Genomic DNA, 14,799 nt, shown 5'->3' on the forward strand with positions numbered 1-14,799 from the left:
AACATGGCGAAGGAAGACAATGCTCCAAGCATCGACGAATTTCGAGATAGGCGGCGCTGCCGTTTGCTGAAAGGACTGAACGTCAAGGACAGCGTCGGCGTGGAAATAGGCCCGCTTTGCTGGCCTCTCGTGCGCCGCAGCGACGGCGGCGAAATCATCTACGTCGACCATACGGACACGCCGCACCTGCGGGAGAAGTACAAGGACGATCCTCATCTCAACGTCAATGAGATCGTCGATGTGGACGCGGTGTGGGGGCGCAATACATTGCACGAAGCGATCAAAGGCCGCTATGTCGACTACGTGGTGGCCTCTCACGTTGTCGAACATGTTCCTGATCTCGTGACGTGGCTAAGAGAACTGGCCACGGTGCTCAAGCGAACCGGAGAAGTTCGGCTCGCCGTGCCCGACCGGCGCTACACTTTCGATTACTTCCGCCGCGAAAGCCGGCTGCCCGAAGTGCTGGCGAGCTATATCTCCCGTGCCCGGATACCGCAGCCCTACTCGCTGCTGGATCACTGCCTGTCCGCCGCCGATATCCCGACGCTGGAAGCATGGCAAAAACAGATCGACCCGCGTTCGGTCAAGCGGCTCCATACATGGCAGGGCGCGCTGCATATCGCACGCGACGCCTTCGAGAACGGCACCTATCACGACGTTCACTGCTGGGTTTTCACGCCGCGCTCGTTTGCAAAGCTGTTCGCCGAGCTTTGCGAAATGGAGCTGATCGATTTCGCTTGTGAAGATTTCAACGACACGCTGCACAACGATATCGAATTTTCTGTCGTGATGAGGCGCTCGCGCGATCGCGGATATATCGCCGACAGCTGGCGCCGAATGGAGCGCATGGCTAACGACGCAACGCCGGCCGTGCCGTTCTGGCGCACGCACCGCAAACTGAAGGAACTATGCGCCGAACCCGGCGCCGGCAAGAGCACGCCGCGCGTGAGCGGACAGCCCAGCGAACTGGACCCGGACGTAGCGGTGGAATTGCCCCCGAGCTTCAATGAACAGGAATATCTCGCCGTCAATACGGACGTGGCGGCGGCGGGCGTGAACGCGGGTCAGCATTACCTGCAACATGGGTGGCGGGAAGGGCGGGCCTTGCGGCCGGCCCCCGCGGCAACCCAGGCTACGCCAGTTGCGGTCGCCGTTGAAACGAGGTAACGATCGAGACGGGAGAAACGCTCGAGGGCTTAATGGCTGGGCGAGCTATCAGGAATCTGTACCGCCCAGTTAGGCGCGATCTTTAGCGAATGCCCGTTGTCGTTCGCCGTAATGCTCCACATTGGCCATTCCGACGCGCGAAACTGCGTGGCGCTGGCCAGCAGCATAACCACGGCAAAGCCACCCGCCAGTACCCTTGACAGCTTCGAGCTCGAGGTTGCGATCGACAGCAGCGCGGCCCAGAAAAAGAACAGCAAGGCGGGATAGATGTACCGGGCGCCGAAGCCGTACCACTCCATGTGTAGCGAGTACGGAGTCGATCGCGCCGCGCCGAGCAACCAGATCATGCCCGCCATCGGCGCGAGCAGCAGACAGGCAAGAACCGCTCGCGAGCTCGCCACCACGAACACCAACACTATCGCCAGGATCAAGCCAGCGATGAGCGGAGCGCTATCCGGCGAAGGCAGCAGACCGCAAAACAGCTCGCGGATCATCCGGGCGCCATAACGCCACACATACGGCGCCGGACCGAAATCGAGCGGCGGCGACGCATTGGTCGCGATCGCGTAAACCTGCGCCGCTACGCCCGCGGTGTACGCGAGCAGAAATCCAGTCTGACGAGATGAAAATTTCCCTCGACGCCACGCATAGATACAAGCCAGCACGGCCGGGCCGAACGTGATGATGCCAAATGGGCCCGTCAATGCAATGATGGCAGCCGCCAATGCCCGAGGGCTATACCAGGATGTCGGCGGATTGAACAGGTTTTCCCACAGCAGAACGATGAGCGTCGGAAGGAGTATCCATTGAATATTCGTCACGTTCAGCAGCGTCTCGCCCGTCTGCGGGACCAGCAAAGGTGCGAGTGCGAGCAGCCCGGCGATGGGACGCGGGAAAATCCGAAACGCGTGAGCCATGTAGGCGCTCGAACCGGCCGTAATCAACGCACATGCCCACATGAAAAAGTACGGCGCCTCGTCGATCGGCGTCGTTTTCATCTGCAGCCACGCGACGAGACGCGGAACGAAATGCCAATAGCCGGAATAGCCCTGCACGAATGACCGGATACCCAGTTCGTGCGCTTGCGCGATAAAGATCGTGGCGTCTTCGGCCCATAGAAAGCCGTGTTCGATGCGCTGTGGCGCCCGATACCACATGAGCAGCAACGCGCATAAGAACATCAGCAATGGGAAAAGGCAGGTTTTCTCTCGCCGCATAACAGCAATTCGTTATTTCTTTAGAAGAAAAGATGAGCAGAAATCGACAGCCGACTCGAACATCGAGTCGGCCGTTCACGAGTGCCACTGCGGCTTATCAGGCCCGCGGCCCTTTTGCACATGTTTGAATCTGCTGCTGCGCCTGCGCGTCGTCACTGCGCCGTAGCAGGCGGTAACCAGCGAAATCGAACGCGTCCACGGGCGCATACGCGTGGCTCGCGAGCAGGCAATTCGCGCTTGCCTCGAAGGACCACAGCGGCTCATGCACGAGAATGTAATCCGGGCAGTACTTCGAAAGCCAGGAGTAAAGATCCTTGCGAGCAATGTAGTCTGCGTTATACCGATTGGTCAGCCCGAGAATGTCGATCATGTACCGGTCGGAGTACCAGCCCACGGTTCCGATCTCGACGCTTGCAACGACCGCATTACCCGGTGTGTTGGCTTTTATCCATTCACCGATATTCTTGTATGCGTCCATCGGGCCACGCTGCACGTTCGAGATACCAAAGCTGTGGTAGACGAATCCGCTGGTGACGAGAAAAAACGCAAGGAACAGCGTGAGGAAAACAGTACTCTCCCTGGACCGCTCGTACGTGAAGCTGAGCACCTTCCATGCGCCGACACCAACGAACAGCAAGCCGAAGAAGAAGAATGGCGCGTAGTACCAGTGGTAATTCGGAATATGCAGAAATACATAAAACGAACCCAGCAGCACGACATAAAAAACAACCAGCCACGTAATCCTTTTGCCGAGACTCGACAGCACGCCGACGAGACCGACCGGCAGCATGAACGCGAGCAGTCGGAAATTGCCGCCGAAGAAAGCGTCCTTCATGTACTGCACGTGGAGAAAAATCAGTCCCTCGCCCCAGTACCCTGACTTGCCCTGTCCGAGCTTCGCATTACCGGTAGCCGGAAGAAACGCGCCGTAGTAGTAATAGTTAAAGATGAAATTGGCCGCGAGCAAAATGACCGGCGCAACGACATACTTAACATGCGGCAGTTTTCTGTTCTTGATCAGGTAATCGACGACCACGACCAGGCCAAGGAACACACCTTCGCTGCGCGTGATGAACAGCAGGCCCAGCACCACACCCAGACCAAAAAATTGCTCCCTGCGATAGAGTATCAATGCGAGCGCGGAGAGGAACAGAAACAGCGAAGTTTCCATCCCAAAGGTGCTGTAAAAGTAATTGAAGGAAACAACGATCAGCGCACACAGCGTCTGTCCGTATTTCCCGCTAGCCAGCAGATGCGCTCCGGTGATCGCGGCCGCGCACAGGAATACGAACGACAAAAAGATCGTCGTGTACTGCAAATTTCCGGCCGCCACGTTGGCCACGATCAGCAAGTAGGAATACAACGGCGAGGTCAGCCCGTTGAAGCGATCGCCCGCGTTGTAGGTGAGCCCTTGTCCGTCAAACAGATTGCGCAAGTATCGCAAATAGATCAGCGAATCATCGAGCTGATAATTGCGCGTCTGCCATGAGAGATAACCACCCACCGCAATGGTAACCACCAGTAGAAGCGCGTTCTCCGAAAGGTACTGTCTGAATCGTTGCATATTCGTTGGTCAATATTTTTTTGATTACGCGCGCGCGGCAGTAGCGCAACTACAAAAATCAATACATCGCCGCAATCAGGCAAAAACGAACTTCTTGTCGAGCCGGTATTTGACGACATAACCAATCACGAGGCCAATCACGCCTCCCGTAAACCGGGCAGGCTCGGAGTGATAGATCGCGTCCGCGCCGAATTCGAAGCCCCAGAAAATCGCGGTAGTGGCGAGCCCCATCACCGTGTACAGCAGAAAACTCTGTATGCCGTGCGACAGATCGCGATGCTGGTATCGAAAGATCCACAGCTTATCGAGCAGGAACTTCACCACCAGCCCGCCACCCGTTCCGACGACCACGGACAGCGGCACGCTGAACGCTCCCGAATAGGTGACCAGCGAGAGCTTCTGAAGACCGATGTTCGCGGCGATCGAAATCGCCGCGAACATCGCGTAAAAGATCACGAGGCGCGAAGCGCTCATGGAAGTTGCCGATGAGTTCACGAGAGGCACACCAGGTCAGAAAGATCGAACAACGCTTCGCCGCGACGCGCGCAATGCATCACAACGACAGCCGCTTGAACACGCGGCCAGGAATGGAGCGAATGATCAGCATAATGCCCCACCAGAACCACGGGGTATAAATGACATCCCTGCCCTTTTCCACTGCGCGCACGATATCGCCCGCAACCTTGTCCGCCGTAGCAACAAGCGGTCCCGGCAACGGAAGGCCCGCTGTCATTGGCGTAGCGACAAAACCAGGCTTGATCGTCACCACATGCGCGCCCGCTTTGAACAGGCGCGCCCGCAGACCCTCGCAAAACGCGGAGAGCGCGGCTTTGGCACTGCCGTACAGATAATTCGACTGGCGACCGCGATCGCCGGCCACCGACGAAATCACCGCGATCGTGCCGCGCCGCTGCTGCTCGATCACAGTCGCGAAACGGGTCAGCAACGCGATGATCGACACGGCATTGGTATTGAACTCACGGACCGCGACGTCGGCATCGTTCTGGCAATCCTGCTGGTCAGGTAGCGTACCGGGCGCCACCAGCACGATGTCGAGCGCGCCGAACTCGGCCGAACAGCGCTGAATCATGGCGGCATGTTCACCGAACTGATCGATGTCCAACTGCTGGCACAGCACCTCTTGCGCACCACGCGCCTTCAGGTCGTCGGCAACCTGCTGGAGGCGCTCCATGTTGCGCGCGACGAGAAAGAAGCGCGCGCCCTGTTTAGCCCATTGCCGTGCACAGGCAATGGCGATCGCCGAGGTGGCGCCTACGATAACGATGTTTTTCATACTCGAGTGGTTCGTTCCCAAAAGCGTGACAGCAAGGCCGGATCACGCAGTGCTTCGACCTGTTCCCACTGTGGATAGGCAGCGCGAAAATCTTCGCCCGACATATGCGCATCCTTGGCGGGATACAGACGGCCGCCGCTCTCGCGCACGATCGCATCGAGCCGGTCGAAGAGCTTGCGATTCGATTCCTCGCGCTGCGGAAAATCGAGCGCGAGCGACGTGCCTTCGAGCGGAAAAGACAGCAAGCCCGGCGATTCGATGGCGCCGCAGCGCTTGAGCACGGCAAGGATCGACCCCGTGCCGCTGCGGGCAATCGCGTCGAGAATGGCCCGCGTTGCGTCCCGCGCAACGGGCGCCGGCATCACGCATTGATACTGCTGGAAGCCCGAGCGGCCATAGATGCGATTCCATTCAAGCAGGCTGTCGAGCGGATAGAAGTACGAGTCGTAACTGACGGTCGAGCGAACCGCGTTCGCGCGCTGCCGCCGGTAGTACAGCTCGTTGAAGGCGCGCAGCGTCAAGCGGTTGAAAACGGGGATCGGCGACGTGAACGGCACCGTCCGCGTCTTGCGGCGTTCGACGTCGAGTCCGCCTTCGCAAGCGTGGTCGCCGACCATAAAAATGCCCCTGCCCAACGCAGCATCGCGGCTCTGACAGTCCACCCACGCGACGCTGTACTCATGCAGTTCGTCGAGCCGTTCCGACAGCGCGAAGAACTCGTCGAGGTTGGCAAAGCGAATGCTGGTGACGTCGAGCATGCTCGACGTGATCGGCATCAGCTGGATTTCGGCCCACGTGATCAACCCCGTCATGCCAAGGCCGCCGATCGTTGCGGCGAAGTACTCAGGGTGCAGGTCCGGCGTACATTCGAACTGCGCGCCGTCGCTGCGCAGCAAGGAGAAGCGACGCACATGCCGGCCAAACGTGCCGCGCACATGGTGATTCTTGCCGTGCACGTCGTTGGCGATCGCGCCGCCCAAGGTTGCGTACTTCGTGCCCGGTGTCACCGGCAACATCCATCCACGGGGAATCGCCACGTCGAGAATCTGCTCGAGCGTCATGCCAGGTTCAGCGCGCAACACGCCGTTTTGCCAGTCAGCCAGGATCAGCCGGTCCAGCGGCAGCGTCTGGACCACGTGCCCTGACGACGCGAGGCAACTGTCGCCGTAACTGCGCCCATTGCCAAACGCAAGGGTCGTGCGCTGCGCGCCGCCGACACTTCGCCAGACGGCCGCGGCCGTATCGCGCCAGGCGATCGGATGGGCATCTTGCGGCGCGTACGGATAGCGCCCCCAGGATTGAACCTTGGACATGGCTAGATCGCCATCCAGAACACCGCGCCGCATAGCGCCATGATGAGCCAACTGCTGCGGTCTTTTGCCGCGAATATGATCGGGTCGTCATGCATGGAGCCGCGATGCGCGATGATCCACGTGCGGCTCACCCAGTAAAGCAGCAGAGGACAGGCCACCCAGATGTACTGCGGGTGCCGGTAGAGGCCCGCCGTATTGCCGTCCTGAATATAAAGAGCGAGAACCAGCACGGACAGATAGCCCGAGGCCGCGCCTAATGACGAAATCAACGGCAGATCGCTCGCGACATAGCCGCGGCCGCGCGACTTCACGAGGCCGCGCTCCTTCAATGCGTGCAGTTCCGCATACCGCTTGACGAGCGCGAGGCTGAGAAAAACGAACATCGAAAACGCGAGCAGCCAGAACGAGAGCCGCGCATCGATCGCTGCGCTTCCGGCGATGATGCGCGTCGTATAAAGCAAGGCCAGCACGACCACGTCCATCATGACTCGCCGCTTCAGATGCAACGAATAGGCCAGCGTGAGTACGTAATATCCCAGCAAAACCAGCGCGAATTTATGAGGCAGGCAGAACCATGCGATCGCGCCCCCCACCACCAGCAGAACGGGAAAAAGCGCCGCGCCCCACACCAGCGGCAACGCGCCCGAGGCAAGCGGGCGTTTGCGCTTGGTCGGATGATGCCGGTCGTCCTCGAGATCGAGCAGATCGTTCAACAGGTAGACGCTCGACGCACAGACACCGAAGGCAAAAAAAGCGAGCAGCGCGGACACGACCAGCGCGGCGTCCGACAGTTGATGCGCCGCGAGCAGCGGAACGAAAATCAGCAGATTTTTCAGCCACTGATGCAGTCGCAGCGACTTCGCCCACGTTCCCGGCCATGCGGAGCGCTGGTCGATCACGCGCTCGACGTTGCCCTGCTTGCGGGCCGCGCGCTCCACGCCACTCGACGGATTGATCACATAGGCACGCTCAGCCGCGGCCCAGACTGCGACATCGTCGTGCGAATTGCCCGCGTAGTCGAAGCCTTTCTCGCCGAACTCGGCCACGAGCCTGTCGCGCTTGCGATGCGCGGACAGATTGATGTCGCTATGCGTGGCGAAGGTTTTGTCGAATAGCCCAAGATGATCGGCAATCGCATTCGCGTAGCGTTCATGGCTAGCGGTCGCCAGCACGAGCGAGCGCCCGGCGGCCCGTTCCTCCCTCAGCCACTCGATGACCGTGGGGTCGTAAGGCAGGACGGTGACGTCGATATCGGTCGCTTCGGCGAGGCGGGCTTTGAGCCCGGCCTTACCCCCGCGCAGGAGCCACAGAAGCGGCTCGTAGAACCGATGCGGAGCGGATCGGGTAAAAGCAAAACCGCATTCAATCAGGACGTCCGAGCGAATGAGAGTTCCATCCAGATCGACAACGAGGGGTTTGCTACTCATTCAGTAAACCGTCGCAAAGCAAAAAAGAGTGTGGAAGGCGAAGTGATGTCGTAGAAATCGGTTCTGGCGCGTTCGATATCCTGACCGCGTAAAGCGGCATCACGCTACCATCTCGCGCCCTGCCCTACAACCCGCCGCAAATTTACCTGTCAATTTATTGCCGACTGATTCAACAACCATGAGCCTGCGAGATTATGACGAAGCAGATTAATCAGTGTGCCGGGCTCAACGGCGCAGATAATACCAACATCTCGCTTATAGGCCGAATTAGCGCGAACAAACGTGAATTAAACACCTTCGCAAGCTTTTCGGCGCAATACCGGCAAAGAAAATAGCGACTCAGGAAGACAATACTTGCTCGTACAGCGATTTATATGCGTTTCCCAACGCTGGCCCGGAAAATAGCCGCTCGTATCGCTGCCGCGCCGCCGCCCCCATGCCGCGCGCCAGTGCTTCATCCAGCGCCAGCCGGTTGATCGCGGCGATCAGCGGTTCCGGCGCCTCCGGCGGCACGACGAAGCCCGTCACGCCATCCTCGTTGACGAACGACGTCCCGGACCCGACCTCGCAGCACACCATCGGCTTGCCGAACATCGCTGCTTCGACCAACACCATTCCGAACGCCTCGGAGCGCAAATGCGAGGGCAGCACCATCGCGCGACAGCCCTTGAGCAGCGCGACCTTTTCCTCATGCGTGACCTGGCCGGCAAACACGACGTTGCTCGCGCCATGCTGCCGCGCCAACGCGGCGAGCCGCTCGCGCTCCGGCCCGGAGCCTGCAATAACGATTTTCGCTTGCACGTGCCGGGCGGCCTCGACGAGCGTATGCAGTCCCTTGTAGTAGCGCAACACGCCGAGCGCCAGAAAATACGGCTCGCCCGGCACCAGACCGAGCCGGCTCTCGAGCTGGCGCTGCGCGTCGAACGGCTGCGGCTCGTCGCGATAGTCGATGATGCCGAGCGGAATCGTCTTCAAACGCTCCTTCGACACGCACGCGGCGAGCGTCTCGCTGGTCTGCGCATAGGCTGGCGACGTCGCGACCACCGCGGACATGCTGCGCAGCGTGCGCCGCATCAGCGGCCCATAGACAGTGCCGAGCAGCTTCTGCCGCACGATGTCGGAGTGGTACGTCATCACGGTAGGCTTCTTCGTGCGTCCGAGCAGATGCAAGACGTCGGCGAACGGCCACGGGAAGTGAAAATGCACGACGTCGGCCCAGTCGGCCATCTCGCGATACCTGATCACCGAGCACGGCCCGCCGAGATCGCACGATGCCGGCGCGGCCCACGATTTCTCGCGGATCACCTGCCCTTCGGGACGCTCGACCACGGTCGGCGTCGGGCTCGGCGACAGGGTCAGGATGCGCGGTTCGACGCCGCGCTCGCGCGTCGCCAGCGCAATCTGGCGGATCGCTTCCTGCAGGCCGCCGGGCGGGTCCGGGAAGTAGGTGCGGTACACATGAACGACCCTCACGTGCGCACCTCCGCGCCGTGTGGCTGCGCGCTGCCGCCGCCCGCTTGCGGGTAGCGGAAAGTAATCGCCAGCATCTTGTCCAGCCGCGCTTCCCACGTGTTCTCGCCGACCGCCGCGCGCGCTTCGTCCGCGCTCAGCTTGCCGCGTGCAAGCTGCTTGTCGATCGCAGCGATGAACGCTTCCGCATCGCCGCCCACCTCGAGCCCCGCGCGCGGTTCCTTCGCGAAATCGAGCGGCGTCGACACAACCGGCAAACCGGCCGCCAGATATTCGTAGAACTTCATCGGAAACATCGAGTGCGTGTATTCGTTGATCAGCGTCGGCAGCACACCGACCCGCATGCCGCGCAAATACTGCGGCAGCGCGCGATACGGCCGGTAGCCGAGCAGATGCACGTTCGGCAGACGCTTGAGCTGCGCGAGCAGGTCGCTGCGCTGCCCTTCGCGCTCCTCGCCGATGATCACCCATTGCCACCGCGGCCGCGCTTGCGCGGTCTGCAGCAACAGCGGCAGGTCGACCTTGAAGTCCGACAGTACGCCGTGATACACGAGCCGCGGCTCGTCGATCGCGGCGAGCTCGGCGGGCAGCGGGCCGTCTTCGCGCGCCGTGCCGAAGTGCGCTTCATCGACGACGTTGCCGAAGAAATGCGTATTCGGGTTGAACGGCAGACACGCGTCCTTCAGCGACTGCGCGGTCGTAAACACCGCCTCGCAGCGGCCGAGCAGATCCTGTTGGGCATTGCGGAACGCGTCGACGTCGACACCCGGAATCGCCGCGATATCGTCGACACAGTGGTAAACCAACGGCCCGCGCGGCAGCGTCCCGATCGCATCGAGCATGTACGGGTGGTAGGTCCACACGACCGGCTTGTCGTAGCGACGCGACCTCGCGAAGCGGTTCACCGAAAAGCGCAGCATCGCCTGATTCAGCGAGCGCACGAACGGCAGATGATGCCCGGCCGGCACCATCAGCGGCGACAGCACCCAGATGTTGTCGGTGCGGCGCGGCGGACCGAGCACGAGCGACTGCACGCCGCGCCACAGGCGCCGCCACAGTCGCGACCAGTCGCGGCCGCTGGCCACTTTCGGCGAACGGAAGCCGACGCTTTCCACATACAGGATCCTCCAGCCGCGCGCGGCGAGGATACTTGCGGTGTGCTGCTTGTTGGTCCAGTACGGCTCGTCCCAGTCGGCGGTCGAAAACAGCACGCAGTCTTGCGGGGGAAGCACGGGGTTCTCGCCGTCAGCCAACGAACACCTCGACCGGTCGGCCGCGCAGGCTGTCGACGATGCGCCGCGACGCCAGCCCGTCGCCGTACGGATTCGCGCGATCGCGCAGCGCAGCGCGCCGCGCCGGATCCTCGAGCCAGCCGATTACCGCGATTTCGATGCTCGCCGCGCTCTGGCCCGCGAGTGTCGCGAAGCCGGCATCGACGCCTTCGCGGCGCTCGGTGTGATTGCGCATCACGACGACCGGCACGCCGAAGGTCGGCGCTTCCTCCTGGATGCCGCCCGAATCGCTGACCACGACGGCGCTTCCGCTGATCAGGTAAAGGCTCGTCGGATAGTCGACCGGCTCGATCAGCGCGAGGTTCGGAATGCCATCGAGCTCGCGATGCACGGGCTCGCGCACGGCCGGGTTCAGATGCACGGGGAACACCCAGCGGTATTCGCTATAGCGCTGACACAGATCGCGCAGCACGCGGCAGATGTCCTGCAGCACATCGCCGAAATTCTCGCGCCGATGGCATGTCACGAGCACGTGCTGCTGCTGCGCGCCATGCCATGCGGGCAGCGGACTCGTCGGCGGCGTGACGCTCCAGCTCGCGCGCACTTCGCCGATCGCATCGACGACCGTGTTGCCGGTCACGACGATCTTCGCGGCCGCGACACCTTCGGCAAGCAGGCTGTCGCGCGCGCGCGAGGTCGGCGCGAAGTGCAGCGTCGCGATGCGGCCGAGCAGGCTGCGATTCGCTTCCTCGGGAAACGGACTCGTGAGATCGCCGGTGCGCAGCCCCGCCTCGACGTGGCCGACGCGGATGCCACGGTGGAACGCCGCGAAGCCCGCGCAAAACGCGGTCGTCGTGTCGCCCTGCACGATCACCCAGTCGGGGCGCACTTCGTCGAGCGCGCGATCGAGCGCGGCGATCAGGCGCGACGCGAGCGCGTTCAGCGATTGCCCCGGGTGCATCGTTTCGAGCGTGATGTCGGGTTCGATGCCGAAGAATTCGAGCGCCTGCGCGGCCATGTCCCTGTGCTGCCCGCTCGCGCAGACGATCGTGTCGAACTCGCTGCGCAGCGCTCTCACGAGCGGTGCAAGCTTGATGACCTCGGGGCGCGTGCCCATCACCACCATGACTTTCATCGCAGTGCTTTCCCCGCCTCGACCTTGGTATGAGCGCCCCGGAACTCGACGCCGAGCGCGAGCGGCGTCGTGTCGGCGCATGGCGTGACGACGCTGAATACGCCGTCTTGTTCGACGATCTGCGCGAGCGAGCGAAAGCGCAGGAAATCGAGCGCGGCTTCCTCGTGCAGGAACAGAGGCCGTCGCGCCTTGCCGCGCACGTAGGCGATGAACTGCTCGTGCGCGTCGATGCGCGCCGCCTCGTCGGACCAGCCGTACGCGTAACGCTCGGAGAACGGATGATCGAGATAGCCGAACAGCGTGTTGGTCGCGTATGCGGTGTCGAAAGCCTGCTTGAAGATCGCAAGCGGATCGCCGGCCTTCAGCATGCAATCGCCGTGCAGCATGCACTGCTGGCTATGACCGACGAAGCCCGCGGGCAAGCCGGCCAGGGCGCCGCCGCGCGCGGTCAGGAACTCGGGATCGTTGCGGATGATGCCGCCGATGCAGCCCGCGTAGCCCGCGTCGATCAGGCCGCGCATCGCGTACGGCGGCGACTGGTGAAACGGCGACACCGCGTAGCGCACCGGCACACCGGTCGCGCGTTCGAGCAGTTCGGCCGATTGCGCACCTTCCGCGATCGCGGTGTCGTAGCTGCCGCCCCAGTTCGGCGAATGCGTCGCCGTGTGCGACAGCACCGCGCCCTGTTGCCGATCGGCGAGCAGTTCGCGCAGGATGTCGTGCTGGCCGCCGCGTTGCAGGTTCTGCGTATGCACGGCCAGCGTGAACGGCACGCCGAGACGCCGATACGCCTGCCACAACGGGCGCGCCGATTCGACGTCCTCGTCGCAATCGAGCCGCGACGTGATCGCCGCGTCATAGCCCCACGGCAGTTCGCTCAGCACCGGCTGACACGGCAGCGAATCCGAGCGGTAGCCGGACAGAAACTGCTCGACGAGGCGCCATTCGAACGAATCGCACGGGCCGACCGGCCGGTTGAACCACAGCACGCCCGATGCGCCCGCATCCCACAGCGCCGCATACGCGAACTGCCGCTCGCCGTTCACGACGACCGCGGCCAGTTCTGCCTCGGCCGGGACTTCAGGCGCTTCCGCGAGCGCCCAGATCGAACCGTCGGCGCGAATTGCGCCGTAGCCGAGGTTGTTCCATTCGTCGGTGAAATCGAAGCGCTCGAACGGGCGATGCCAGGCCGCGCCGCCGAGTGTCCGCGCGAGCGCGCCGTAGCGCACCGCCGCCGCGCTTTCGCGCGACTCGCCCGAAGGCGCCGATGCACTGCGGCTCGCTTGTGCCAGTTCGGTTGACAAGGCCGCGGGCCGATAGCGCAGGTAGCCCGCGAGCGCGATCGGCATATGGCCGAATACGATCAGCTTGCGCGGCCGCGCATTCACGTAGGCGATCAGGTCGGCGCTCCACGCGTCGGGCGCGTCGACCGCGACCACGACGTCGGGCGCGATCTCGTGCAGCATGTTGCGGGTGATCGCCTGCGCCTGGGTCCCACTGACCGAGCGCCGCAGCGCCGCCAGCACATATTGGCCAGCGTCGGCGCGCGCATCCGGAAATGCGACGCCGATCATGCGCTCACCACGTGGCGGAATTTGGCGCGGCTGCCCACCCGCACGAAATCGTCGTGACCGACGTAAGCGATCGTGAATGCGTCCTGCCAGAAGTGGCGCAGCTTCGCGGTCGTCTCTTCCGCGTTCGCGTGCGGTTCGAGCACGATGCGCAAGGTGGGCGGCGTTGTGCGCAGATCGATCTGGAATTCCTGGATGCCGCCGACGCGGTGATCGAGCATGTCCTGGATGTGGTGCGTGGGATGCGCGACGCCGTTGATCGGCACGACGTCGTGAATCCGGCCGACCACGTCGGTCAGGAAGAAACCTTTCTCGGTCTCCTGCACGCGGGCGAGGTCGCCGGTCGTGTAGCGGATCAGCGGCATCAGCCGGTTGCGGAAACCGGTGAACACGAGTTCGTGCGCGCCATCGGGGTTGTCGGGCGCAACGCGGCTCTCCGGCCAGCCTTCCGATTCGAGGATCTGGAAGCCGCCCTCATGACCGTCGAGCTCGTAGGCCATCACACCGAGCTCGGCGAGGCCGTAACGGTCGATCACGCGGCAGCGCAACGCCTTCGCGATCATCTCGCGCGCATGCGGCTCGAGCAGCTCGCCGCTCGACTCGAACACCTGGAACGCGTTGCCGCCGCCGTACTTGCGTTGCACGTAGCAGGCGAGCGCGTACATCGTCGATGGATGCGAGTGCGCGAGATACGGGCGGCGGCGCTTCAGCGTGCGCCACATTTCCTCGAGGCCTTGATCGTCGATGCGGTCGAAGAAGATGTTGCTGCGATTCATCGCGAAGCATTTGAAGTCTTCGCGCGATGGCCACTCGGGCACCGCCTGATCGGGGAAGCGGCACGCGAAGTGCAGCTCCGAACGATGGCGCAGCTTGCCGATCCGCTCGCGGCAATAGTTGGTGACCGCCGACGAATAATCGGCGCCTTCCAGGTCGTAGTAGATCGTCGTGGACAGGCCGGTCGAGCCGCCGGTCTTGCACGCGTGGTGCTTGCCCGCCTCGAGCGGCCCCGACAACAGACGCGTCCCCTGCTCGCGGATGATGTCCTTGGTCAGATACGGCAGTTCTTCCAGGTAGCGCGGGTCGCCTTTGACCTTGGCGGGATCGAACTGCTTCGCATGGAACAGGTCGCGATAGTAAGGCACCTTCGCGCCGGCGAATTCGAGCGTGGCGACGAGTCGTTCGAGCGCGATGCGCCGGCGATGCAGCATCGGCAGCGAATAGTGCTCGCGCAGCTCGCGGATTTTCGGGCGCACGTTGCGCTTTTCGGCGTTCTCCGCAATCGGATACGCGATATAGCCGCCCGCGAAACCCTTCAGTGTGCGAAACGGCTGACGCACCAGCAGGGATTCGGAGTAGCGCAGAAATGGGTGATTAGCTCGCATCAAATTCGAACCTTGTTACGCCTCGGG

At 62.5% G+C, this 14,799-nt stretch carries 12 protein-coding genes; 1 reads left to right on the top strand and 11 read right to left on the bottom strand.

Features of this window, described 5'->3' with window-relative positions; genetic code table 11:
* Positions 1-3: 3 nt before the first annotated feature.
* On the top strand, positions 4-1,167 hold the full coding sequence (locus QFZ91_RS11930) for a methyltransferase domain-containing protein (RefSeq protein WP_429567354.1): 1,164 nt from the start codon (positions 4-6) through the stop codon (positions 1,165-1,167).
* Between the two features lie 29 nt (positions 1,168-1,196).
* Here QFZ91_RS11930 and QFZ91_RS11935 read toward each other — a convergent pair whose 3' ends face one another.
* The 11 genes from QFZ91_RS11935 to QFZ91_RS11985 all read right to left on the bottom strand — a co-directional run bounded on the left by QFZ91_RS11935 (position 1,197) and on the right by QFZ91_RS11985 (position 14,772).
* Positions 1,197-2,384, bottom strand: a complete 1,188-nt coding sequence (locus tag QFZ91_RS11935) for a hypothetical protein (protein ID WP_429567355.1) — start codon at positions 2,382-2,384, stop codon at positions 1,197-1,199.
* Between the two features lie 97 nt (positions 2,385-2,481).
* Positions 2,482-3,948, bottom strand: coding sequence for a hypothetical protein (locus tag QFZ91_RS11940; RefSeq protein ID WP_429567356.1), 1,467 nt, complete (start codon positions 3,946-3,948; stop codon positions 2,482-2,484).
* A gap of 75 nt (positions 3,949-4,023) precedes the next feature.
* On the bottom strand, positions 4,024-4,422 hold the full coding sequence (locus QFZ91_RS11945; protein ID WP_429567357.1) for a GtrA family protein: 399 nt from the start codon (positions 4,420-4,422) through the stop codon (positions 4,024-4,026).
* 79 nt (positions 4,423-4,501) lie between these two features.
* Complete coding sequence (locus QFZ91_RS11950) at positions 4,502-5,242, bottom strand: SDR family oxidoreductase (protein WP_429567358.1); 741 nt, start codon at positions 5,240-5,242, stop codon at positions 4,502-4,504.
* Complete coding sequence (locus QFZ91_RS11955) at positions 5,239-6,555, bottom strand: FAD-binding oxidoreductase (RefSeq protein ID WP_176367689.1); 1,317 nt, start codon at positions 6,553-6,555, stop codon at positions 5,239-5,241. Before QFZ91_RS11955 ends, QFZ91_RS11950 begins: the two co-directional genes overlap by 4 nt.
* A 2-nt stretch (positions 6,556-6,557) precedes the next feature.
* Positions 6,558-7,982 carry a UbiA family prenyltransferase gene (locus tag QFZ91_RS11960; RefSeq protein WP_368623577.1) on the bottom strand — a complete coding sequence of 475 codons (1,425 nt, stop codon included), beginning with the start codon at positions 7,980-7,982 and terminating at the stop codon, positions 6,558-6,560.
* Positions 7,983-8,321: 339 nt separating this feature from the next.
* The gene (locus tag QFZ91_RS11965; protein ID WP_429567359.1) at positions 8,322-9,455 is read right to left on the bottom strand and encodes a glycosyltransferase; all 1,134 of its coding nucleotides are present in this window, start codon (positions 9,453-9,455) and stop codon (positions 8,322-8,324) included.
* Positions 9,452-10,705 (bottom strand): glycosyltransferase, encoded by a 1,254-nt coding sequence (locus QFZ91_RS11970; protein ID WP_429567360.1) that lies wholly within the window; start codon positions 10,703-10,705, stop codon positions 9,452-9,454. The genes QFZ91_RS11965 and QFZ91_RS11970 overlap by 4 nt, the downstream gene beginning before the upstream one ends.
* A complete protein-coding gene (gene wecB / locus QFZ91_RS11975; protein WP_429567361.1) occupies positions 10,698-11,819 on the bottom strand; it encodes a non-hydrolyzing UDP-N-acetylglucosamine 2-epimerase in 1,122 nt (373 codons plus the stop codon). The genes QFZ91_RS11970 and wecB overlap by 8 nt, the downstream gene beginning before the upstream one ends.
* Positions 11,816-13,393, bottom strand: coding sequence for a polysaccharide deacetylase (locus tag QFZ91_RS11980; RefSeq protein WP_429567362.1), 1,578 nt, complete (start codon positions 13,391-13,393; stop codon positions 11,816-11,818). Before QFZ91_RS11980 ends, wecB begins: the two co-directional genes overlap by 4 nt.
* Positions 13,390-14,772 (bottom strand): phenylacetate--CoA ligase family protein, encoded by a 1,383-nt coding sequence (locus tag QFZ91_RS11985; RefSeq protein WP_429567363.1) that lies wholly within the window; start codon positions 14,770-14,772, stop codon positions 13,390-13,392. The genes QFZ91_RS11980 and QFZ91_RS11985 overlap by 4 nt, the downstream gene beginning before the upstream one ends.
* Positions 14,773-14,799 lie beyond the last annotated feature (27 nt).

Source organism: Paraburkholderia sp. JPY419 (assembly GCF_050435705.1).
GTDB lineage: Bacteria > Pseudomonadota > Gammaproteobacteria > Burkholderiales > Burkholderiaceae > Paraburkholderia > Paraburkholderia youngii.